Below are 21,004 nucleotides of genomic sequence, written 5' to 3'. Positions count from 1 at the left end.
GGATATGCCGGTCTAGTCCATCCGCTTCGCGGGTCTCCAGTAACCTGATCTCGCGTCCCAAAAGCCCATCCCAAAAACCCTCACCCTTGCACATCACCCTACGGCGGTGATCAGGCCAGCCACCGCCAGCTTTGTGGGGAGCGCGGCGGCTGGCCTGACCACCCCCTGCGTCCCGCAAATGGCCATGAGACCAGAAGACAAACGGATGGTACAGACTGTCAAGATAAGGCGACCAATTCGTCAAATGCGTATTCTGTCTTGTTTGCCTCTATCTTTTGCGTCGCCAATCGTTTTGGCCCGCAAGCCCAGTGGCACGTCTCGTGCCCGAGCACGCCGTAATATCCCGCAGCGCTATGAAACGTCCCAATCGGCGGCATATGAATATGATCTTTCCTCGGGTGAAAATAGGCCCGTGGATCATCGCTGGTAATGATAGCGGCACCTGTAGAGTGAAAGAACCGATCCATCTCAGGATCAGCCCGCGTTCCAAGATCGCGCGGGGGCGCAGGGCGGATATAGTATTCCTCGGGTAACCCTTCGATTTGATCAGCGTTAAAGACATTGTTGACCTTCGCAAAGCGGCTGGAACGTGTCTCGGTCTCACCGTTGTCTTGCCCTTCGACCTTTTTCTCAAAAGTGCCATAGAACACGGAGCGCGCGGCCTTTTCGCCCTTCTTGACGCATCCCCCAAGTTCCAGAGCCTGTTTGAACGTCATCCAGCGTGTAGATTGATAGCTGCGAATGCTGGCGGTTGCCCAAAGCATCAGAATATTGACACCTCGATACTGCTCTCCGTTATGGCGCAGCGGAAAAGACACGCCGCATTGATCCCCTGTCCAAGGTTTGCGCCATGGCGGAGTTCCCGCTTCGATCTGCGCAATGATGGTGTCAGTGACGTGTTGTTTGATATCGATCTTTGCCATGTCTGGACCTCTCCGTTGTGGTGCCGTCTTTGAGGTCGTTGCCCCAAATGGTGCGGATTTCAGGCACCGCGCCTTTGCGCGGCTGTTCTGCAAATCTGCTCACGGCGAGTGCGGGAGGGGCGAGGCAAGGCAATTCGACGGAGGTGGTGCGGCCCGCAGGCGTGCGCCGAGGACACGGCTCTGTCTAATTGCCTTGCCCGAGGGGAGGGCTGCGCCCTCTCCCTGAAATGTCATTGATCAGCTGTTCGACGGAAACATGTTGCCTAAAAAGGGCAACTTGTTTCCAACCGGTCAATCGCCCAAGACGCCGTTCTTCCACACCCAGGACTGTCGTTGACCCATCAGTTTTCGCACAGGCAGCCGGCCAACGTCGCCGACATTTGTAGAACGGGTGTCGATGCTGACATATTCCATTGTTTTGCACTTAGAGCAGCCAAACGGTGCAATATGCATGGGATGATTAGGATCAATGACCTGAACCAAATCAACCGCCAAGAAATTCAATCCCCGTTTGCACAGGTTGCACTTGATCTCAACGATCTGGCCAGCACGAGCCGCATCAGAAATGGTACGGAACGGCTTTGCAGGATGGGCGCGAATGGGTGGTCTGGCAGCAGGCATAACCGAGATATACGCAAAAAGAACAATATGTGAACAAAAATACAGCGGCAGACAGCAGCGACCTGTCAGTCGCCCTCCCGTCTTTTGATCGTGAATTCGATCTTGAGAAGGATCAGGTTCAGCTCAATGCTGAGGCTCAGATCAATCTTGCGAAGCTGCTTTCGGATGGTTTTCAACCTGCGCGCGGCGATGCGACGTAGGCGTTTGGATGTTTTGCGAATGTATTTCATGACTGTCTCCTGAGTGAATAAACAGGGCAGCGAGACACGACGGGGCAGGGGGCCTGTCAACATGCGCAGCATGCGCCCCGAAGGGCTTGGGGTTGACTGGTTCCCACGTCGTGTAGAATGCCCGCCAGTTGTTCGCGGAGACAGTGGGTGACTTCGTTGAACTTCCCATGCCTGGGAAAGGCATTGCAGGTGTTGGCGCTAGATTCAGACCGCAAAATGCGAAGAGCTTGCCGGACCCATGAATTGACGTGACTGCTCGTTCTCAGGGACAGCGCGGAGCCACTTCTGCGCGAATAGCGCAATGTCCGGCGCGGGGTGGTCCTGAGACCATCGTCGCGCCGGACTACCAATGGCCAATTCAGCGGGCACCGCCTATCGCGATGCCCACGGACCCTATTTTCGAAGTGACAAAATGACAGTGTTGATACGGGTGCCGCATTCCGCAAAGCTTTCGGGGGGAAGGTCTGTAAACATCCCCCAAGCCCGACCGCCATTGACCCGTTCCGCCCACCTGCGGAAGGCAAGATGCTTAGGCGTCTCTGCAATAGATGCACCGACTGGCAGCACGGCCACCAGGCGTCCGCCATCCTTCACAAAACCCCATGCGTGCCGGATATGATCCATCCAGTGAGTGCCGTAGAAGGGTGGGTTCATGACCACGGCGTCATAAACTGGGAACGTTGGTTCATTCCTGCATTTTTGCCAAGGCCGCGTTGCGGGCATCGACGATGGAACGGATTTCCGTTTTTAAGGCGGGCAGTTGCGGGGCGGTCAGCTCGTCATCGCCCAAGATTTCGGGGTTTTGGATATTCATTGATCCGCCCTCCCAAAATGAAACGCGACGCCGGATAGTGGGAACAGTTGTTCCATCGCCGCAAGCCGGATTTCCACCTCTGCGCGGTCCATGTCGTCAAACTCATGCAGTATGAACGTCTCGTCTGTCGTGCCGCCCCCTTCCTTTGGTACGGTCTTGACGATCAGGTCATAGTATTCTGGGGTTTCATCGTCTTTGACCAAACGCGCATCTTCGCCCTCGCTGATCATCCCGAAGGCCTCAATTTCAATGCCTGTGGCCTCATCAACCTCGACCAGACTGCATCTTGAGCCGCATGTCTCGCATGTTTTGTCGTCATAGACCGAATGAAGGACCCATGCCCCAGCTTCGACGTCCCATTCAGTGTAGGCGTCCGCGCGCACATCAGGGGAACCACACCCCGCGCATAAGAAGTGGATGCGAGATGTTGCGGGCGGCTTGATGGCTTCGATTTCAAAACCTGTGCAGGCAACGCCGGTGGTTGAATCGGCGTCATAAAGGCGTCCGATATCCTCTGCGATGCGGTCTCGGTGTTCATTTGGGCTTTCGGCTGCTGAGCAATCGAAGACCATTTTGACCGTGGCTGTGACTTGCTGTTGCATCGTTTAGGCCTCCGCTTCTGCGGTTTCGGCATTTGCCGATGTGACAACGGGCGTGAAGGCTTCGCGTCGCAACAAGGCTTTGAGGTTTTCCACGTCGCCGCCTTGCTCAAACATTGTGTGGATTTGATCGGCGTGTTTTTCCACACGCTCACGAACAAGACGTAGGGCCTTGCGGCTGTAGCGCTCAAGAGGCGTTACAAGGATATACCCGTCGCCTTTTTGTCCCGTCTTCCAAGACTTGATACCTGACCCCGGAACCTGCTCATATAGACCGGTCGAAAAGTAGATGCCCTTTGGCTTCTGGGAATGGTTCCAATAATTCAATCCGCCTTTGTCGTAATAGACGCTCAGTTCGCGGATATTGGTATTAGTTAAGCGTTTCGTATGCACGAGATTTGGGAGTGGCATGTCGGGTTTTCCTTCGTGGTGACCGTGGGGTCTAGGCCCCATTGGTTCGGGTTTTTTGGACAGCGCAGAATGCGCCTGCTCCTGAAAACCTGACTCACTGGCGAAGTGCCCGGAGTGAGCAAACGCCACCCAAATCGACCGACCTGGTGCGGCCCGCAGGCGTCAGCCGAGGACACGGGGGAGGTCTATTTTGGTTGCGTGCGCGAGAACCCGGCGGGTTCTAAAGCAACGTTCCTGCAGCGGCGTATCGCGCAAAGCGCGAACCCCAAGGGAACAGAAAGAAGATTCAGGATCGCAGATCCCGCCCCAGCGATCAAAACCCGTCAGGGCGGATCATCGGCACCTCACCCAACTATGCGAACGCATCGCAAAGCGGCTCTGAAAGAGACGGTGTGCGGGGCGGATGTTCGCAAGGCGGGAAGGTGGTGCATGTTCCGGGCGAAAGCCGGTTTATCGGCGGTCGTCTGTAGGGCGCGATGCGCTGACGACAGGAAGGGCAGGGGCCATATGGCTAGTCAAAATGCGGCAGCAACAAAGACAAATCCGTATCGTCACCAGCGCGGCTTTTTTCTTCGTAATAGGTGCCATCTGGACCAATCGACATCAGCCATTCGTTCATTCCAACGGGGCTTTCCGGATCCGCAAACTCGGCAGCGTATGTTATCGTTGGCGTTGGTTGCCCTCCAGTCAAAGGGCGTGTCAACAAGGTGAAGTACCCTTCTTGCGCGGACACAACCGTAAACGACATCGCGGGATCAATCCCAAAATCGTACAAGCTGGCACGGTAGACTGACGTGGAATCCAAATCTTTATGATGGCGCATCACGAGTGAAAACGGATCGCCGTCCGCAAGACACCTCACCGCTTCCTCTTCGGTCATATAGGGATGCAAGGTTTTGCTGTCTTCAAAGGTATGAACAACGGATTGTTGTCGCGGCGTGATCCCAACAGCCGCAAAATCAAAGTCCTTCGGGAACGTCTGTGTAATTTTCACGAGCGCCGGAAAATATATGTCGAGTGGTGGACAGTAGACCCGTCCAGCTTTTCGCTTCCGGGCGTCAAAATCGATAATATTTGTCATGGAATTTGACCTTCTGAAACTGGCGACCTCGTCACTGCGCCAGTTCTTCCAAAATGAGGCCGACAATGCTGGCGTAGGCAATCTTACGATCTGGCTGCTCAGAACGGGCAAGGGATTTAGCAATATCTGACGGACGATGACCATGCTGCAGGAGCAAAGATATCAACACGCAGTCGTCCTGCACCTGGAACTCGAGCTGAGAACCAGACTTGAAGCCGGCCGAATAAAACACTTCACGTGGCCGACCGTCTTCTTTCGGGTCAAAGCCAATAGAAAGGTGGATTGTATGACCTTCTGCTGTGGTGACTTTGCGTGTTTCTGTCAGGCGGCGTGCCGGAAGGTTATGACGCGATGTTGGTTTGTCGTGGTAGGTCATTTGAGCGTCCTTTCGCGGCATTGATGTCTTTGAGAAGGGTGGGGAGGGCCGACCGGAATGTCCAATCCTTATTCCCCATTGTCAGCAACCGGTATTGTCCAGCTGACTTTTGAGCCCGAGGTGGCGGCGGGTCTTTTGACCCGCCTTCTGCTCGTTAACTGTTGTTGGCGGCAGCGCGACGGCGTTCGTCGTGGGTGAAGTCGTCAAAGTCTTCAGCTGCAAGTGTCATCCCATATTCGGTGCCACCTGAGTTGTTTTCCCACTGTGTCTGGCGAAGGGTGCCGCGTGCGTGGACGATATCGCCGGTCTGCACGTTTTCCTTGGCCCATTTGATGACGTTCTCGTTGAAGAGGGTCACTTCGTTCCAGTAGGGCTTGGATTGGAACTCGCCTTTGTCGTCTTTGCGGCCGTATTCGGCGGCGATGCTGATGCGGAGGGTGTTGCCAACTACTTTTGTCTTGCCAACCCGTCCGATGATTTGAAATTCTGCGAAGGTTCTCATTGTTTTGGTTCCTTTGTGTTAGTGTTTCGATAAAAAACGGCCATGCCAGACTGCGATGCGATCAACCCAAAAAGGGGAGGGCTCATATTTCTTATAAGTTGTATAACATCTTATAAGAAATGGGAAACCGCTTTTTTGATTGAAGGTGGAGGCGCAGCCGCAGCCGGTCGCAAAGAGCGGGCTGAGCGATGTTCCGTTTGAGAAACACGATCAAAGGAAGCAGATGAGAACCTGGGTGCTCAGTTTTCGGTGGACGGGATGGTGCCAGACAGGTGGCAAAGCCCACCAAGCAACGCCCCCAAACGGCTGTCGCCGCAGAGACAACTAAGCGTCATTCCAAGCCTTGGAACAAGCGGCCTTCAACCGACCAATTCAAACAGTCCAATGCAAACAGCAGACCTGCGGTTCCCATGATCCGAGCGACGATACGTGACCTGGGGAAACAACCGGCACGATTGCGGTTTTGTTCTTGTTATGTTCATTTTGAGGCTATGGCCCCGAATCCGAAAATCCGCGCTTGCCCAAGAGTATGTGACCTAAAGCAGAAGACCATCATTCTTGTTTGCTGGGAGTGTCGGCGTATCGGGGTGTATTCCCACAAGCGGTATTGTGACCTCGTAGATTGGGACCAGTATGCGCCGGATGCACGAACACAAATAGCAAAATCGGTTTGCGAAAAGGCAAGAGATCCAAACGCTATGCTATTCGGGCAGTGCCAAATCCAGTATTATCGACCCGAGGCAAGGGCAGGGACCGACGAAACGAACGAGGTGTAATTTGTACTCAAATACCACAGCTGTTGAAGCGATGCGGCAGCTTTTCGACATCCGTCCAGGCATGGATCGGATCGGCAATGCCGAGCCGCGTGCCGGCATCTATCCCAAATACCCCGGCCCTATCGTGCGGCTCGACGCGAGCGGCGATCGCGAGCTGGTAGAGACCAGCTGGGGGTTCCGTGCCACCAACAAGTCAAAGAAAACCGGCAATGTGATTGCACCGCGCGTTGTGAACAACGCACGCGCAGATAAGGTTCAATCTTCTTTCTTCTGGCGGTTTAGCTTCAAGGAACGCCGATGCCTGATCCCGGCCAGTTCATATTGCGAATGGCCGCCCGGTGGCAATCCGCAGGTGTTCCACTGGTTTGCCATGAATGGTACCGTCCCGCGGCCTCCATTTGCGATGGCGGGCCTCTGGCAGACATCGAAGTACGAAACCAAGGACAGGCCGGAGACCTGCGAGACACACACCATGATGACTACAACGGCCAACGAGTTCACCGCGAAGATTCATCCCAGTCGGATGCCGGTCATTTTGAAGCCGCAGGACTATGAAGCTTGGTTGCATGGCTCTGAAGAAGATGCGTTTAGCTTGCTCAAGCCCTTCCCAGCAGAAGAGATGAGGATTGCTCTGAAAGGCGAGGAGCATCGCACCGATCCAGTCGAGACTCAGGTGTGAAGTTTGTTGGGCTGCTCGCCGTCGTTTTGGGTGTAATCTATCTATTGAGTGAGGCGATACCGAAACCTCCTCAGATGATCGAGAGTGGATCGATCTACGTTGTGGATGGTGACACGATCGACATCGAAGGGAAACGCTTTCGCCTTGTTGGATACGACACGCCCGAGACTTATCGCGCCGGCTGCGCAGCAGAACGCGCGTTGGGAAACCGCGCAATGGCCCGGTTGCGAGAACTCATCGCAACACAAACAGAGGTCGCGCTCTATGTCGGGGCAAACCGCGACAAGTTTGATCGCGGTCTTGCGCGGCTTGTCATTGGCAACCAGCCAGTGGCCGACAGTACGCCTCCGGCGAGGGCCGTCTTTTCTGGTGATGTGAGATTTTGTAGGGGTTGCGGTCATGAGCAGCACCAAACCCACGCCCCGCAAGCAAGCCGTTTCCAACGCTAAAACTGGGCGTCGTCATCGGACCGATGACGAAAAGCTGAAGATCGTTCAGGAGAGTTTTGAGGACGGCGTCGTGCAGGCGCAGTTGGCGCGCCGGCATGGAATTTCAACGTCTCAGCTGTGGGATTGGCGGGCTCGGTACAAGGCGGGGCTGTTTGAAGGCCGCGCGGAATTTTCTCAGGTTGTGGTAACACAGGAGACGCTGGAAAGGGCAGAGGATCAGGCGAGGTCCGCCGATGCCTGCCCCGATCTGGTGGTTGAGGTGGGGCAGCATTATCGGCTCACGATCCCGGCGGGATTTGATATGGATGCCGCCGCGCGTCTTTTGCGGGGGCTGGCATGATAGCGTTTCCGGCAGGTGTGAAGGTTTGGATTGCGGGCGGTGTCACGGACATGCGGCGTGGGATGAATACATTGGCGCTGCAGGTTCAGCAGGGTTTGGGGCGTGATCCTTATGCGGGCGAAATCTTCTGCTTTCGGGGTCGAAAAGGCGATCTGGTCAAGATCCTCTGGCACGATGGCGTCGGCACATCACTGTATCTCAAGCGACTTGAGGCGGGCAAATTCATCTGGCCGACAAGCGGATCTGGCGAGGCTGTGGCGATTTCTGCGGCGCAGCTGGGCTATTTGCTTGAGGGCATAGATTGGCGTAATCCACGCTGGACACAACGCCCTGCAAAGGCTGGATAAATTACAAAAACGGTCTGTTTTTGTTGGCACCTGCTGCGCCCGGATGGTAGATATTCGCTATGTCGGATGTCGCTTCTGAACTCGCCAGATTACGCGCTGCCCTGGTTGCAGCGCAAGCCCGCGCTCAAGCCGCGGAAAGCGAGTTGACGCAGACCCGTGCGGTCGTTTCCTGTTCCGAGGCGATGATCAAAGAGCTGAAACTTGAGATCGCCAAGCTGCGCCGTGACAAGTACGGCAAATCTTCAGAACGCAGCGCACGCTTGCTCGACCAGCTGGAATTGCAGCTCGAGGAGTTGGAAGCGGCTGCAACTGAGGATGCGCTGGCGGCTGGGCTGGTCGCGCCCGACGCGCAAACCACCGTCACATCCTTCACCCGCCGCAAACCGTCCCGCAAACCTTTCCCCGAGCATTTGCCGCGCGAACGTGTGGTGGTTGAGGCTCCCACTCAATGCACCTGCTGCGGGTCGGATCGGATCGTGAAGATGGGAGAGGATGTCACCGACACGCTCGAGGTCATTCCGCGCCAGTGGAAAGTCATTCAGACAGTTCGCGAAAAGTTCACTTGCCGAACATGTGAAAAGATCAGCCAGCCTCCCGCCCCGTTCCACACCATCCCGCGCGGTTGGGCAGGTCCCAGCCTGATTGCCATGGTGGCCTTTGAAAAGTTCGGCCAGCATCAGCCGCTGAACCGCCAGGCGGAACGCTTCGCCCGCGAAGGTGTGGACATCAGCCTGTCCACTTTGGCCGATTTGATCGGCCATGCCACTGTTGCCTTGGCCCCCATCCACACTCTGATCGGAAATCATGTGCTGAGCGCAAGTCGCCTTCATGGGGATGACACCACCGTCCCATTGCTCGCCCGGGGCGGCACCAAAACAGCGCGATTATGGACCTATGTGCGCGACGATCGTTCATTTGACGGCGGCGCTCCACCTGCAGCTTTGTTCTACTTCTCGCGCGACCGCGAAGGTCAGCACCCGGAAAAACACCTCGCCGGATGGCAGGGTGTGCTGCAATCAGACGTCTATACGGGCTACAACGGCTTGTATCTGCAGGATCGCGATCCCGGCCCGGCGACCCGCGCATTTTGTTGGGCCCACGCGCGCCGCAAATTCTTTGAGCTGGCCGACATCCGTGGGAACGTGCGCAAAAACAAACCTGCCCATGACATCTCGCCCATTGCGCTCGAAGCCGTGCAACGGATCGACGCGATCTTTGACATCGAGCGTGACATAAACGGGCTGAGCACCGAGGATCGTCACGCCGCCCGCCAAACCCTGTCGCGGCCCCTGGTCGAGGCTTTGCACGCCTGGTTTGTTGAGCAAAGGGCGCGGATGTCCAAGCACAACCCCGTCGCTAAAGCCATCAACTACATGATCCAAAAAGCGGGCCGATGGGAGGCATTCACGGCTTTCCTCGACGATGGGCAGATTTGCCTCACCAACAACGCAGCCGAACGCGCCCTGCGCGGCGTGGCTCTAGGCCGCAAAAGCTGGCTCTTCGCCGGATCTGAGCGCGGAGGCGACCGCGCAGCCTTCATGTACACCCTGATCGTCACCGCAAAAATGAACGACATCGACCCTCAAGCCTGGCTCGCCGACGTTCTCAAACGACTGCCCGACATGCCCGTCTCGCGCGTGCACGAACTCCTACCGTGGAACTGGAAAACCGCGCTGGAAAACGTCGAGGCCGCATAGCCGCGGTCCGCGCCGGGTGTTTACGGCCGACACGTTGATCTCTGAAGGATTGGCGCGGCGGTACGGCGGGGGAGCGCGGGCTCCATGGTGTTGAGGAGTGAGTGAACGCTGTGATCCGACAAAAAGAGCGGTGCTCTGGGAGGAGAGGCACCGCTCATTTGAAAGGGCTTCTGCGGGAGGAGGTGCAGTTACCAAATCGGATTGGCAGCGGACTTTCGGGAGGAGGTGAAAGACCGTCGCCGAGATGCCAGCGTCTCAGGGAGGAGAAAACTCAGCATCGTCTCGTGATACCAAGTTAGCGCTAATGCTGCGCTGCAACAATCATCTATTCTGCAATGCAGCTATGCGCAGTTTGCAACTTACCAGAGGGTCAAATTGGCTCAACCACACTGCCAAATTGGTCGGCAATCTCATACTTTCGGCCAAGTTTAGAGATCGGGTGCTTTGCATAGTGCTCATCAAAGACCTTCCCCAAACCCTTCGCGTTCACCTTGGTAATGCGCTTGCGAACCTCACTGCCATTGAGCAGGGTCACCTTGTAGCGATCAGTTTCTGCCGAAACCTGGTCCGCAAGCTCCAGAGCTTCTGCGGTGAAATCGCCAGAGGTCCAAAACTCAAAGGTGAATTCTCGGTTTTGGTAGGCATCTTCGACCCGAAAGTGTTTGTGCAGCCGTCGCGCCTTTGTTCGGATCCATGCCTCAACCTCCTCTGCATCAACGCGGTGGGTCGGCGCATAACCTTTGCATTCGATCAAACGGACGTCTTGGGCAGCATAGCCAAACACGTCAATCTCGAAACTCGTGTTTTCGGCGACATGTGCGCGGCGTCCGATGTCGATCGAGATAGCGCCTTCACGAGACACGATGTGACCGACGATGAGTTCAAACAAAGCTCCCCGGAGGTTCTGTGCGGCTCCTTCAATCTGACCGAGCTGCCCAAAGAGCGTCTCAATCACTTCGGGATTCGCCGCCGCAATAGCGCTGGCATGCTGCAGCGTTTCCAACAAACCGGCCAGTCCGCGTGCAACCTCTCGCCCAAACAGCGCAGATGGTTTGGTTGCGATGATGCCGTAGGCCCGCAACTCTTTGAATGCTGCTGGTTCAAATCCGTTGGCAACGATGATCGGCAAGAACGGCGGCAGACGTTTCATGGCGCGTGAATTTGCGCACTTTCGAATGAACCCGCGTGCGGTTGCGAGACCAACATCTCCGACAAAAACGTCGCATATAAGAAAACCCGGGGAGGGCTTTCCGCTCTTATAGCGAGTGATCGGCGCGAGGTAGCTGGGTCCACATAGGTCAAACGTGTGTGTACCGAATTGTGGAAGCGCGTTGCCACGTTCGCGGATCGCGATCTTGTCATAGCTCGCCATCCCCAATTTGCGCGCCCATTCGGCAATGGCGTCCAAGAGAATGCGTTGAACAGTCATACGTGCTGGCAGCCCAGTTGAATCCACCGAGACCCGCAAGTTATGGTTCAGGGAAATAACTGGCATATCCCCTAGACTGCTTTCTCGCAGCAGTCCTACAGCCGACAGACGGGACAGCACGGCGTCACTTCCCGTCTTGTTTTTTTGTTTGAGTGGAGCTCCCGAGACGATTGGAAAGAAGTCCTTGGGAACAACGCCGCCGTGTGATGTCATTGCCGCGATTGCCGGGCCATACGCCGGGCTACCTTCGGTCACCGCACGGAAAAGACCGTCCCAGTATCTGTGCGTTCCAAACTGCGATTCATGATAGTAGAACCGGGCGTTCTTGGGAAAGCTTATGCCCGTCAACGATTTGATCGTCTTAGGCTTGCGAGATAGACGCTGCCTGGCGGCGTCGGCAGTCAGGCCAGAGTTTTCGAGATGGCGAAGAATATCTCCAGTGAGACTGGGTCCGTTTCCGAGCAAAAACTGACTGATGTCGCCTGCCATATCCCTTATCTCCTCGCTTGTGTCACACAGCGCCATTTATAAGAGAACTACAACAAGGAGGGAATATTTTGTTTGCAAGGAGAGAGATAAGCAATTTCAATTACTTACGAGGTCCTTTGCAAAAGGCATGTCACGCAGCCTGTCACGCAAGTTCTTTGAGCCCACGAAATTTCGGCCATTTCACAGGCTAAAGCACCTGCACATTCCACGGCGCCATAACAGGCGCGAGCAACCGGCGCGTCAGGCGCGTGGAACCCGGACCTGAGGTCAGTTTTGAGATTCCGCGATCATAAATCGCAACGCAAAGCGCCTCCGTGAACCGGCTTGTGTAGAGGATACCGTCAACATCCGGCATTTGAGCATAGACGAATTCAGAGAAAAATTGGCCGGACTTGTGATTTGAATAGCGCAACACATCGCTCGGTACACCAAAGCGGGCTGCATTGCCGCTGGTTAGATCGAGAAGCGTCAGTGCGTTCCCCGACGCAGTTGAGAAATTAACTGCCGAACGTGCGTTGTAGTTTGCTGGCCTCAGAATTCTGCTGGGGCGAATGTCGAAACTGTCTCTTATGACGGCCTCAAAGACACCAGTTGCAACATCGACTGTACCGTAGATCAGCCCCAAGGGCGGTGTGGGCCTGCTTGGAAGATGGCGAGGGCTGAAACGGCTGCTTCCAAAGCCAAAACTGAGCGGGTTGGCGGCATAGGTGGTCGGCATAATACGCACAAAATTAGAGAGGGGCCGGACGGTCTTCAGCCCACCAAACAGCCCCGTGACCGCACGTTTTTGCGGTACGCTCAATCTTGCCAGTTTTGATGCCGTCACATGTGATCCCCGAAGTCAAAGCCCTCTTTTGCGACTTTGATCTCGGCAAGGCAAGCAATCAAGGCAGTATCAGTCTTTGCGCCTTTGAGTTTATCCAAAGGACGAGATTGCGGCTCTCCGTAAAAAAGCTCGGTCGTCAGGAACTGCCACGCATCGTGATGCGCAAAGCTGAACATTTCCAAGACCTCTGCTATGCCCCTCACTAGCGTTTTCCCGTCAACTTGCTCTCTTGGTACATAAAGCGCGTTCTTGAATTGCCTAAATCCTATGAGCTCGTTGGACTTGATCCGACGTGTGATAGTTGATTTTGCAACGCCCAATGCCGCGGCAGCCTCGTCTGCAGACCAAAACTCATCATCAAAGGGTTCATCGTCAAACGTTGGAAAATCTGTCTCAGCGGCAGTGCCCGTGAGCGCAGAGAGATCCTGTCCAACAAGGGTTGGCTCCATTTCGACAGCGAGAGAAACCGTACCATTTTCCATATTAAGGGTGAGATCGACAGAGATTTCGGGATCTTCAACCTGATCAAGTATCTTTAGCAGATCGGGATCAACTCCTTTTTTTGCACGTTTGGATCTATCTGGCCTGTGGCCTCGCTTCGGAAGTGAAACTTCTTTCACAATCTCTCGGCCAGAATTGTGGCCTTTCCACAAACGAACATGATCCACGCGACTTCCCAAAAGATCGCCGATTGAAGTTTGTATGTTCATGGCCCCTCCAGTTTCTAGAGATTGTACGTAGTTTCCCAGTGTTTTCAATGTTGCCGCTGGTGTCGCACTCATCTTTGGTTGCCGCATGTTGATCTCCTTTGGAGGATGATTAGCATAGAGTTGCGCTTGGTGCAAGTGTTGCATTCAGTGCATTTGGTGCTAATATAGCAAACAGAAGGCAATCAGCAAGAGCCGCCAGTGGTGCGAAGCACTTCCGCGCGAAAGCGCAAGGCCGGGAGGGGCAGGGGCCTGTCCCCTGACCCTACTGGGCACCAAGACCAGCCGTCAAATGCAAGTTCAGCGATCTTTGGAGAGCAGTCCACGCGGTGTGATGGCCGTCAGATTATCTGGTGTGCGACGTGTCAATTCTGTGCCATCTGACGACATAGACGCCTCAACAAACTCAGTCTTTTTCAAAACGCCGCCATCAGCTTCGACCCATGTTGTGCTCTCGCCGTCCTCGCGCGTGACTGATCCGTCGTGGTTGACGCGGATAGAGACGCCTCCGACTTTGACAGAGATTGTGTGTTTCTCGATAATCACGCCTTGCCATGCATCCGGGAAGTCGCGCCGCAGGACGATCATATCTGGCCGAAGCTTGATTTGAACGTCATGTGACACGTCGCCGTCCGCGCTTTTGACCACAAGGAACGCCTCTTGTTCATCGGGGTCTTCGTGAATGGTGGCCCGTGCATTTTTCGGTGGCCAAACGTGCGGCGATTCTCGTTTCTTACCTTTGGGATCGCGATGGAACCCGATGTAGAGTTGGGCGGACTTCCAAACGCGGCGGGCGGATTTCGCAATCGTGTTCATGTCTGCCTCCAATGATTTCACTTTCAAAAAGGACCCCCGCGCACGGGGGCCAAGTTTTCCTCACCACGAGGAATGCAGTAATTTTGGCTTCGGCGGAGGCGGTGGTAAGCCGCCCCCTTTGGCTCAAACGTAGTAGTCTGGCACCCACGCATCAATGCGCGCCTTTTGCGCCTCGGTCACGCCAAGCAGCTTTTGCTTGGTCGGATCAGAGATCAGGTCCTCCATCGCGTCGGCCTTCTCTCCCTTTTTCAACTTGGCAAAAGCTTTGGCCTTTTCGTCGGTGGGGGAGAGGTCCAAAAGATCGCAGTAGATGCCTTCCATCATTGGTCCGGAAATCCGCTTGAACAGATTTTCGGCCGTTGGCGTCCAGACCTTGCGAATACCCGCATCAGATTTCTTGCCAAGCAGCACCTCAAAGTCAGCGTCGCCACCTGTGAGCAACTTCGAAAGCTGACGGGTCAACTCAGCATCGCGGAATTTCTTGCCCTTCTTCTTGAAGGCCGCAAAGGCCTTGGCCAGATCAACGCTCCAACGATCCGCAGGTGAGGCGGATGGTTTGCTCAGACGCTTATCAACCTCAAATCCTGTTTCCGTAGACGGCGCATTCGTTGGATGGCCAAGCGTGATATCCAACACATCGCGGAACCCTGTCATCCCGCTCAATTGGAAAGTCAGAAGATCAATTAGCAGATCGGGCTGCTCCAACATCGCGTTTTGCAGGGACGCCAGCTTGATTGCGTCCAAATCGGCCTGCAGTTTTTGCGAGTAGGGGTTCTTTGGTGGCTTTTCGCCGCTTCCAGCATGGTTGGACTTCTGCAAAATGCCTGCCTCGATGGCTGCTTTCTTGTCCTCCGACTTGATCAAACCGGCGGTGATTTCACGTTTGCCACCGTTCCCGACATAGACCACGCAACCGGCAATGGCCTTCTGCGCATCGGTAAAGTCACCGTCCAGCACGGCTTGCAGCCCATCCAATTCAGCTTGGCCGGCTTCATTGAGAACATCGCCCTCAGCCAGTTCGGCCAATTCTTCGTACCGTTCGGTCAGATCATCGGACAGCACGCCCTCAACTGGATAGACCCGCTCAAACTTGTGCTCATCCATGAAGTTCCAGCCAAGAAAGGACTCGTCATGTGTCATGACCCATGCCCAACCCTGTTCGTTCAAGACTGCACCACCAGCCTCGCGAAGATGTGCCGCAAAGATTTCATCTAGAATGTCGCGGTTTTCAAAGAACACGTCCTCGGAGAATAGATCACGGGAGATTTTGCCCCCTGCCGCTTCATAGGCTGCCGTGCCAACAAATGCCGCGCGGCGTTCTGTTGATTTGGCTGCCTTCGGATGCAACACGCCGTCAATCTGGCCTGTATTGGTGATCTGGCCTTCATCGATCAACCGCAACACATCGAAGATCAGTTTTTCGTCGTCCGCTGTTGTGAGCTTTTGCGCCGTTGTAAGATTGATGGTTTTTGCTTTGAGCGCGTCCAGCGCCTGCTCTGGCAAACCTGCGAGTTTCAGACGGCCTTTCACATGAGCAACTGTCACACCAAATGCACTTGCGATGTCATCAGCGCTGGCATTGCTCTTTGCCATCCGGCCATAGGCACGGATTTCGTCGGCTGGGTCCAGATCAGTCCGGGCTGTATTCTCCGCATTGGCCCACATCTCCGCCTGTGATGCATCTTTCGCCAGTAAGACGGGGATGGATTTCACCATTTCTTGGGCGGGGTCAGCTTCGGCAAGGTAAGCCAGCGCACGCAAGCGCCGACCACCGGCCACGATGCCGACCTTGCCATTCTTGTCCTGCAATCCGCCAAGGTTCTGCAACAGGCCACAGGTCTTGATGCTGTCGGCCAGCGTCTCGATTGCCTCCTGTTCAACTTCTTGGCGCGGGTTCAAATCATGCAGGTATAGCTGATCCAGCGATGCATAGATGATAGCTGCGTCGGCTGAGAGAGTTGATTGATTTGTCATTGGGATTTTCCTTCGTGGTTGATTGAATTTTGTCATCTGGTTAAGGTCGTCCCACCTCTTTGGTGAGGTGAGACGTCTGGGGTCATGCCCTGCGTTGGTTTTCAAAAAGGCGAGGCCGATCTTGGCGGAGAGACCTCCCTTTTTGATGAGTTGGACTGCTTCTTGACGCAGTTCTTCCAGTCGATGATTTGGCAAAAAATCACCCCCTTTCGATGTTGGATTGTTGGGTTACCACTCGTGCGCGTGCAGGATCGTTAGGACGCGCCGCGTCACCGTGACATCTGATGGGTCATCGCTGCCCATTGCGTAGTCGGTGTCGTAGAGGTCAATTTTCCAAAAGAGATTGTAGCTGTTGCCACCAATCTCGAAATCAAACGCACCAAACGTATGATCTCCGTGTGGATCATTTTCTTCGCAGAACGTGTCGAACTTCTGGACCCGTTGCATGATGATGGCTTTCGCGGCTGGCGATAGATCAGCCACCCCGCGTGTCAGTACAATTTGACCCGGCACCGTGAAATCAGCGCCCCATGTAGAGCGAAAACGATCATTTTGTTCTGCGATTTTGGCGGCTAATTCGGCCTGTTCCTGTTCATTGCTTGAATTGCCTTCGGCGTGTGCCATCCGGTCTCTCCTTCGTGGTGTGGTCGGGGTCATTGCCCCTTTTGCTGTCTGGTTTTGAGCAAAGCCCCTGAAAGGGCGTCGCTATAAAACCTGACCCACTGGCGAAGTGCCGGAGTGAGCAAATGCCACTTAAATCGACCGACCTGGTGCGGCCCGCAGGCGGCAGCCGAGGACACGGGGGAGGTCTATTTTGGTTGCATGCGCGAGAACCCAGCGGGTTCTAAAGCAACGTCCCTGCAGTGGCGTATCGCGCAGCGCGCGCACCCCAAAGGGACCATGAAGGTATAGGGATCACCGATCCCTGTCCCAGCGATCGACACCCGTTAGGGCGGATCGCCGCACTCATGACCAACCATGTGAACGCTATTTCGGATGGCTCGAGCAGAGACGTTTGAAATGGCACCTGAGAGCAGGGCGGTCAGAGGGTAGGTGTTCCGGGTTGAAGCCGGCCTTGCCGGTTGCAACCTGAAAAGCGCGGTGTCGCACCCTTTTAGGTGTGACAGGGACCGTATTGCGAATTTTTGACGCCAAAACCTTGAGAAACACGGTCTGCGCCATTACCTCTGTTATCAAGGCTGGGCCCACGCCTCCTCCCTCCAACGGGAAGTATTTGCATACAGGGCTGATATCAAATTTTCGAACAGACTGTTCGAGCGTTCGCATAAGGAGGGATTGTGAATCTGGCTCGCAACGGAAAGTTCAAAAAAATGACGACCCAACAACCAATCCACTATCTCAAACGTCTCGCAAAAAAGCGTGCGCGCGATGAAAAAATCCCACTCAGCCAGGCTCTCGACGACATCGCAAAACAGCACGGCGCGACATCCTGGAGCTTGCTTCTCCACCAACGCGAAACGGCAGGCGAGCCGAAGATCCAATCGCTGCCCGTCACGGGCCCAATTCGCACTCGGCTGCGGGATTTTGCAAACGAGATGTTTGAATACAGCGTCCGGCGGATGGAAGCTGAACATCCAGACATCACGCGCTCCCTCTGGAATGTCGATACCTACCTTGACGACCACTTCTTTGGCCAAGAATTCGAGCTGCCGATGGACATCGACTACGCAGAATACCTGATGGAAGCCACGTTGTGGCACCACGTCGTTGACCTTGCGGTCGAAGCCGACAAATTTGCGATGGCTGATTAACCAGCGACCTCGCGAAGCGCAAATGTTGCCAGTCGATCTTGGAAAGCAAATATCGGCTGGGGCACCGCCACACGGCAACGAACTGCTTATGCTCCATCATAGGCCGCGCCGACGAGACAGGCCGATCAGACTCCCGACGAGATTGAGACCCCCACCACGGAAACGGCGGGTCATTGCGCGAAGAGCGCCGCCGACGTTGTGGACCGGCGCAGTCGGGTGGTCTCTGTTTGCATCAAGCAGAAGAACCGCGATCATCGCACTCGCTTGCCCCATCGTTTGAACAGCCTGCACCCAAGCGGAATGGTTTATCCCGAGATTGGCGCACATGCGTTCTGCGGCGTCGAGAAAATGGAATTCGCGAAGATCGGAAGATCCACCAGCACATTGTGAAATCATCGCCTGCATGTCCTTACTGGCAAGACGGAAAAGGTGATCTGGTTTCAACCGGGACAAAAATTGAGTATTGCGTGCGACGGCTGCTGCTCCATTATTTTTTTCTAAGCAGTCGCCGGAGCCGACAGGCGGAGGTGATTTAAATTTGTCTGGCGCGGGTTTACCCGCGTTCCGCTTATCGATGGGTACATTACAGTTTACTAAGTGAATCTTTTGGTTGTTCTCTTGTATAAAGCACGGGAAGTTTTGTGCCGGTTTACCGGAAGAATCATGATGTAAATCACAGATTTCATCCAATGTTGTACACAACGCCTGCGCATCGTTCACATGCGCTTCAAGCTGCTCATTTGAGAGCCGAGAAAGAGCGTCTGCACGCGGCCATGCTTGGAAGGCCTCCAAGACAGCACCGATCGCGCCCTGAGCGCTCACTGCGTCCTCTGGGAGGCGTTGCTTGATGTATCGCACATAGGTGCTGCGGCGATTGCGAAGCGCTTTGTGCTCTTTGCGCTCGGTCTTGAGGTGTTCTGCGAGCCGCAGAAGATCCGGGACCAACGCGATCAATCTGGAAAAGACGATCCCGCAGTCGCCAATAGCTGATCTCTGGCCGTTTCCCTTCACTCGTTTCTCGATCAAGCCAAGCTCTTCAAGCCGTTTTTCGATGTTAAAGAGTGAGCGACGGCTTTTGCCGAGCGCGGCTGCGGTCTCGTCCTGAGCAGCAAAGAAGACCGGTTCACGGTCTGGGCTGGTCCAATGGTCTGGTTTTGTCCGTTTCATCATATGCAGGAGCGCCTGAAGCGCGCCGGGCCGGATCCCTAGCTCGGGTGCAACTTCAATGAGAAGCTGCTCAACGGAAAATCGTTTGTGCCCTTGGGGCAGGGTTGGGAAGCCTGTTTCGGTCATCATTTTTTGTCCTTGCTCGTTTGAAGCAGGGCGGCGTCAGGCAGTTCTTCTTTGTTCGCACAAATGCGTTTTTTGTTGCCTGCTCGTGAGGAGGGTGCTAAAACCGAGACCAAGCACTTGATCTACTGAAGAATTGGCGTTCTTTGGTTTCTGAACCCCCCCGTTAGGTTGCCGCCTTGCGGGGGTTTCTATTTTTTAGGGTGCTGCTGTCCTCCTTTCTGAACATTGTTGTTTGACGCGGCTGACCAGTGGTCTGGTCCGTTGCTGCGTCTGGGTCTGATCCGCTTCGACTGCGTAGACCAGGCCGAGACACAACTTCTCGGTTCGCACAAATGCGTTTTTTCCTTGATTGGTGTGAAGGAGGGCTCTAAAACCGATATCAACACATCTGATATTCGAGAGGATTGCAGTCCTCTTGGTCTCATAGCCCCCCGGAAGGTTGCCACCTTGCGGGGGTTATCTTTTTTCGTAACGCATCTCCTCTCCTTCGAATCTCTGGCTTAGACGCATTGATAGCATACAACTGGTTGGGTGTTGGTTCCAATCATAGCCATCATGTTGCGCCTTGAACTGAACCTTGGGGTCTTTGCATGGTTCACATCGAGACACAGTGGTGGCGTGCGCAGAATCTGCGTTTTTCACTTGCCAGTACTGTTGGGGGGATGTAGAACTGAGACCAACTTCTGAGATCGGACTACGGGAACGCCAATTCCTTTGTTCTAAAGCCCCCCTCGCTTGGTTACCGCCTTGCGGGGGGTTTTCGATTCTGGGGTATGTTCTGCTCCGCCTGTTGATTCTTATAAGTTTTGACGACAGACATACAACTTGTGGAGGCCCACCGCAATTCTGGTGCCGGGTTTAATTGGAGCCACAAGCCTTAGTAGTTCACCTGCTCGAAGCCGTAGTTGCCTTCATAGTCGCGCCAATCAACGAAGACGGACCTGTGAAAGACACTGGGGCAGTGTGAGCCAAAACCGGTCAGGCCGGTGTGGTCATCAGGCAATGCCCCTACGCCGCTACGTGTCCAACGGTAATCTCCTTGCGTGCCATAGCTGCCCAACCGGACCGATGCGTAGCTGTTGCAATCGCCGTCACGGCCAGACTCCCATTGCCGCGCTTGGGTCTGGAAAACACGGATTGAGCGCACGAAGTTAAAGTCAGCCCCACTGATGTCGATATCCGCGCGATCCTGTACCAACTGCAATGCAAAGCCCTCCGGCAATGGAGCCGCGTCACCGCCCGACATGCGAACGACAGCGGGTTGCGGCTCCATGCCGTCCGTGAGTGGGGGCGCTTGAAATTCCGATGCAGGCGCTCCGGCCAAACGACCATCGAGGCCGATGACCGGAGTTCCTGCCTCATCCAACGGGAGGGATTGGAGGGGAGCGGTCTGGTCCAGCTGAAAGAGGATTTCATATATCCGTTCGCTGGTGAGTGTTTCGGGGTCTACGGTGTAGGCGGCACCCATCGGGCAACGCCAAATCTGCAAAGGTGGCTCGACGGGCCATGGTGTAATCCGGCGAATGAACTCAGCGCGGGCGCGGGCACAGGGCACCGACGCAGGCCAGCCTCCGGACAAACACAACAGGATAGCACAATCAATTTGGTAGCTTTGAGCCAGAACGCGCGCAGGAACCAGCGTAAATGCAGTTGCGATCAATGAAGCTGCCGCTACCGTCGACTTGAGAAGTTTGGGCATAGTCGTTCTCCATATTGATCAAATTTATTATATCTTCCATCATTTCTTATAAGTTATTATTGACTTTTTGTGATGCTGGCAATCCCTAATGGTCTGAAAGAGTCAGTTCGCCCCGTCCTGCAACAGACCCGAAATGCTCGGTCATTCGTCAGAA

Annotated in this window: 24 protein-coding genes; 6 read left to right on the top strand and 18 right to left on the bottom strand. The window is 55.0% G+C overall.

Features of this window, described 5'->3' with window-relative positions:
* Positions 1–218: 218 nt before the first annotated feature.
* From DHN10_RS18835 to DHN10_RS18800, 10 genes are all read right to left on the bottom strand, one after another.
* On the bottom strand, positions 219–923 hold the full coding sequence (locus tag DHN10_RS18835) for an ArdC family protein (protein WP_108816897.1): 705 nt from the start codon (positions 921–923) through the stop codon (positions 219–221).
* A 291-nt stretch (positions 924–1,214) separates the two neighbouring features.
* Entirely contained in the window at positions 1,215–1,544 is a 330-nt protein-coding gene (locus tag DHN10_RS19830) for a hypothetical protein (RefSeq protein ID WP_159087090.1), read from the bottom strand.
* Between the two features lie 65 nt (positions 1,545–1,609).
* Positions 1,610–1,774 (bottom strand): hypothetical protein, encoded by a 165-nt coding sequence (locus DHN10_RS19825; RefSeq protein ID WP_159087089.1) that lies wholly within the window; start codon positions 1,772–1,774, stop codon positions 1,610–1,612.
* A gap of 393 nt (positions 1,775–2,167) precedes the next feature.
* A complete protein-coding gene (locus DHN10_RS18825) occupies positions 2,168–2,428 on the bottom strand; it encodes a hypothetical protein (RefSeq protein ID WP_108816895.1) in 261 nt (86 codons plus the stop codon).
* A gap of 31 nt (positions 2,429–2,459) precedes the next feature.
* Positions 2,460–2,588, bottom strand: coding sequence for a hypothetical protein (locus DHN10_RS20115; RefSeq protein ID WP_267895727.1), 129 nt, complete (start codon positions 2,586–2,588; stop codon positions 2,460–2,462).
* Positions 2,585–3,190 carry a hypothetical protein gene (locus tag DHN10_RS18820; RefSeq protein ID WP_108816894.1) on the bottom strand — a complete coding sequence of 202 codons (606 nt, stop codon included), beginning with the start codon at positions 3,188–3,190 and terminating at the stop codon, positions 2,585–2,587. Before DHN10_RS18820 ends, DHN10_RS20115 begins: the two co-directional genes overlap by 4 nt.
* Before the next feature lie 3 nt (positions 3,191–3,193).
* Entirely contained in the window at positions 3,194–3,598 is a 405-nt protein-coding gene (locus tag DHN10_RS18815; protein WP_108816893.1) for a hypothetical protein, read from the bottom strand.
* A gap of 511 nt (positions 3,599–4,109) precedes the next feature.
* A complete protein-coding gene (locus tag DHN10_RS18810; RefSeq protein ID WP_108816892.1) occupies positions 4,110–4,679 on the bottom strand; it encodes a hypothetical protein in 570 nt (189 codons plus the stop codon).
* Positions 4,680–4,710: 31 nt separating this feature from the next.
* Complete coding sequence (locus DHN10_RS18805) at positions 4,711–5,055, bottom strand: TSCPD domain-containing protein (protein ID WP_108816891.1); 345 nt, start codon at positions 5,053–5,055, stop codon at positions 4,711–4,713.
* Between the two features lie 154 nt (positions 5,056–5,209).
* On the bottom strand, positions 5,210–5,557 hold the full coding sequence (locus DHN10_RS18800; protein WP_108816890.1) for a single-stranded DNA-binding protein: 348 nt from the start codon (positions 5,555–5,557) through the stop codon (positions 5,210–5,212).
* 777 nt (positions 5,558–6,334) lie between these two features.
* Here DHN10_RS18800 and DHN10_RS18795 point away from each other — a divergent pair.
* The 5 genes from DHN10_RS18795 to tnpC all read left to right on the top strand — a co-directional run bounded on the left by DHN10_RS18795 (position 6,335) and on the right by tnpC (position 9,845).
* On the top strand, positions 6,335–7,012 hold the full coding sequence (locus DHN10_RS18795) for an SOS response-associated peptidase (protein WP_267895726.1): 678 nt from the start codon (positions 6,335–6,337) through the stop codon (positions 7,010–7,012).
* A gap of 74 nt (positions 7,013–7,086) precedes the next feature.
* Positions 7,087–7,461 (top strand): thermonuclease family protein, encoded by a 375-nt coding sequence (locus DHN10_RS18790; RefSeq protein WP_108816888.1) that lies wholly within the window; start codon positions 7,087–7,089, stop codon positions 7,459–7,461.
* A complete protein-coding gene (gene tnpA, locus DHN10_RS18785) occupies positions 7,412–7,801 on the top strand; it encodes an IS66-like element accessory protein TnpA (protein WP_108816887.1) in 390 nt (129 codons plus the stop codon). The genes DHN10_RS18790 and tnpA overlap by 50 nt, the downstream gene beginning before the upstream one ends.
* Positions 7,798–8,148 (top strand): IS66 family insertion sequence element accessory protein TnpB, encoded by a 351-nt coding sequence (gene tnpB / locus DHN10_RS18780; RefSeq protein WP_108816886.1) that lies wholly within the window; start codon positions 7,798–7,800, stop codon positions 8,146–8,148. Before tnpA ends, tnpB begins: the two co-directional genes overlap by 4 nt.
* 59 nt (positions 8,149–8,207) lie before the next feature.
* Positions 8,208–9,845, top strand: coding sequence for an IS66 family transposase (gene tnpC, locus DHN10_RS18775; RefSeq protein WP_108816885.1), 1,638 nt, complete (start codon positions 8,208–8,210; stop codon positions 9,843–9,845).
* A 370-nt stretch (positions 9,846–10,215) separates the two neighbouring features.
* Here the strand turns inward: tnpC and DHN10_RS18770 are convergent, their stop codons facing one another.
* The 6 genes from DHN10_RS18770 to DHN10_RS18745 all read right to left on the bottom strand — a co-directional run bounded on the left by DHN10_RS18770 (position 10,216) and on the right by DHN10_RS18745 (position 16,710).
* Complete coding sequence (locus tag DHN10_RS18770) at positions 10,216–11,763, bottom strand: hypothetical protein (RefSeq protein WP_108816884.1); 1,548 nt, start codon at positions 11,761–11,763, stop codon at positions 10,216–10,218.
* Positions 11,764–11,950: 187 nt separating this feature from the next.
* Positions 11,951–12,388 carry a hypothetical protein gene (locus DHN10_RS18765; RefSeq protein WP_373456724.1) on the bottom strand — a complete coding sequence of 146 codons (438 nt, stop codon included), beginning with the start codon at positions 12,386–12,388 and terminating at the stop codon, positions 11,951–11,953.
* Between the two features lie 197 nt (positions 12,389–12,585).
* Positions 12,586–13,386 carry a helix-turn-helix transcriptional regulator gene (locus tag DHN10_RS18760; RefSeq protein WP_159087087.1) on the bottom strand — a complete coding sequence of 267 codons (801 nt, stop codon included), beginning with the start codon at positions 13,384–13,386 and terminating at the stop codon, positions 12,586–12,588.
* Positions 13,387–13,596: 210 nt separating this feature from the next.
* Positions 13,597–14,112, bottom strand: coding sequence for a hypothetical protein (locus tag DHN10_RS18755; protein ID WP_108816881.1), 516 nt, complete (start codon positions 14,110–14,112; stop codon positions 13,597–13,599).
* Positions 14,113–14,235: 123 nt separating this feature from the next.
* Entirely contained in the window at positions 14,236–16,086 is a 1,851-nt protein-coding gene (locus DHN10_RS18750) for a ParB/RepB/Spo0J family partition protein (protein ID WP_159087086.1), read from the bottom strand.
* A 228-nt stretch (positions 16,087–16,314) separates the two neighbouring features.
* A complete protein-coding gene (locus DHN10_RS18745) occupies positions 16,315–16,710 on the bottom strand; it encodes a DUF3768 domain-containing protein (RefSeq protein ID WP_108816879.1) in 396 nt (131 codons plus the stop codon).
* Between the two features lie 674 nt (positions 16,711–17,384).
* Between DHN10_RS18745 and DHN10_RS18740 the strand changes: the two genes are divergently transcribed.
* The gene (locus tag DHN10_RS18740; protein ID WP_159087085.1) at positions 17,385–17,858 is read left to right on the top strand and encodes a hypothetical protein; all 474 of its coding nucleotides are present in this window, start codon (positions 17,385–17,387) and stop codon (positions 17,856–17,858) included.
* 96 nt (positions 17,859–17,954) lie between these two features.
* Here DHN10_RS18740 and repC read toward each other — a convergent pair whose 3' ends face one another.
* Both repC and DHN10_RS18730 read right to left on the bottom strand, forming a co-directional pair.
* Positions 17,955–19,151 carry a replication initiation protein RepC gene (gene repC, locus DHN10_RS18735; RefSeq protein ID WP_159087084.1) on the bottom strand — a complete coding sequence of 399 codons (1,197 nt, stop codon included), beginning with the start codon at positions 19,149–19,151 and terminating at the stop codon, positions 17,955–17,957.
* A gap of 877 nt (positions 19,152–20,028) precedes the next feature.
* A complete protein-coding gene (locus DHN10_RS18730; RefSeq protein ID WP_234417197.1) occupies positions 20,029–20,850 on the bottom strand; it encodes a hypothetical protein in 822 nt (273 codons plus the stop codon).
* Positions 20,851–21,004 lie beyond the last annotated feature (154 nt).

It is taken from the genome of Loktanella sp. Alg231-35, assembly GCF_900143545.1.
Taxonomy (GTDB): domain Bacteria; phylum Pseudomonadota; class Alphaproteobacteria; order Rhodobacterales; family Rhodobacteraceae; genus Yoonia.
The sequence above is the reverse complement of the archived record's forward strand: the minus strand, read 5'-3'. Positions and strand labels throughout refer to the sequence as shown.

What these genes read in the sequence shown, in the direction of transcription:
- DHN10_RS18835 (WP_108816897.1), bottom strand. Translation starts at nt 923, where the DNA reads ATGGCAAAGATCGATATCAAACAACACGTCACTGACACCATCATTGCG.
- DHN10_RS19830 (WP_159087090.1), bottom strand. Translation starts at nt 1,544, where the DNA reads ATGCCTGCTGCCAGACCACCCATTCGCGCCCATCCTGCAAAGCCGTTC.
- DHN10_RS19825 (WP_159087089.1), bottom strand. Translation starts at nt 1,774, where the DNA reads ATGAAATACATTCGCAAAACATCCAAACGCCTACGTCGCATCGCCGCG.
- DHN10_RS18825 (WP_108816895.1), bottom strand. Translation starts at nt 2,428, where the DNA reads ATGAACCCACCCTTCTACGGCACTCACTGGATGGATCATATCCGGCAC.
- DHN10_RS20115 (WP_267895727.1), bottom strand. Translation starts at nt 2,588, where the DNA reads ATGAATATCCAAAACCCCGAAATCTTGGGCGATGACGAGCTGACCGCC.
- DHN10_RS18820 (WP_108816894.1), bottom strand. Translation starts at nt 3,190, where the DNA reads ATGCAACAGCAAGTCACAGCCACGGTCAAAATGGTCTTCGATTGCTCA.
- DHN10_RS18815 (WP_108816893.1), bottom strand. Translation starts at nt 3,598, where the DNA reads ATGCCACTCCCAAATCTCGTGCATACGAAACGCTTAACTAATACCAAT.
- DHN10_RS18810 (WP_108816892.1), bottom strand. Translation starts at nt 4,679, where the DNA reads ATGACAAATATTATCGATTTTGACGCCCGGAAGCGAAAAGCTGGACGG.
- DHN10_RS18805 (WP_108816891.1), bottom strand. Translation starts at nt 5,055, where the DNA reads ATGACCTACCACGACAAACCAACATCGCGTCATAACCTTCCGGCACGC.
- DHN10_RS18800 (WP_108816890.1), bottom strand. Translation starts at nt 5,557, where the DNA reads ATGAGAACCTTCGCAGAATTTCAAATCATCGGACGGGTTGGCAAGACA.
- DHN10_RS18790 (WP_108816888.1), top strand. Translation starts at nt 7,087, where the DNA reads ATGATCGAGAGTGGATCGATCTACGTTGTGGATGGTGACACGATCGAC.
- tnpA (WP_108816887.1), top strand. Translation starts at nt 7,412, where the DNA reads ATGAGCAGCACCAAACCCACGCCCCGCAAGCAAGCCGTTTCCAACGCT.
- tnpB (WP_108816886.1), top strand. Translation starts at nt 7,798, where the DNA reads ATGATAGCGTTTCCGGCAGGTGTGAAGGTTTGGATTGCGGGCGGTGTC.
- tnpC (WP_108816885.1), top strand. Translation starts at nt 8,208, where the DNA reads ATGTCGGATGTCGCTTCTGAACTCGCCAGATTACGCGCTGCCCTGGTT.
- DHN10_RS18770 (WP_108816884.1), bottom strand. Translation starts at nt 11,763, where the DNA reads ATGGCAGGCGACATCAGTCAGTTTTTGCTCGGAAACGGACCCAGTCTC.
- DHN10_RS18760 (WP_159087087.1), bottom strand. Translation starts at nt 13,386, where the DNA reads ATGCGGCAACCAAAGATGAGTGCGACACCAGCGGCAACATTGAAAACA.
- DHN10_RS18755 (WP_108816881.1), bottom strand. Translation starts at nt 14,112, where the DNA reads ATGAACACGATTGCGAAATCCGCCCGCCGCGTTTGGAAGTCCGCCCAA.
- DHN10_RS18750 (WP_159087086.1), bottom strand. Translation starts at nt 16,086, where the DNA reads ATGACAAATCAATCAACTCTCTCAGCCGACGCAGCTATCATCTATGCA.
- DHN10_RS18745 (WP_108816879.1), bottom strand. Translation starts at nt 16,710, where the DNA reads ATGGCACACGCCGAAGGCAATTCAAGCAATGAACAGGAACAGGCCGAA.
- repC (WP_159087084.1), bottom strand. Translation starts at nt 19,151, where the DNA reads ATGACCGAAACAGGCTTCCCAACCCTGCCCCAAGGGCACAAACGATTT.
- DHN10_RS18730 (WP_234417197.1), bottom strand. Translation starts at nt 20,850, where the DNA reads ATGCCCAAACTTCTCAAGTCGACGGTAGCGGCAGCTTCATTGATCGCA.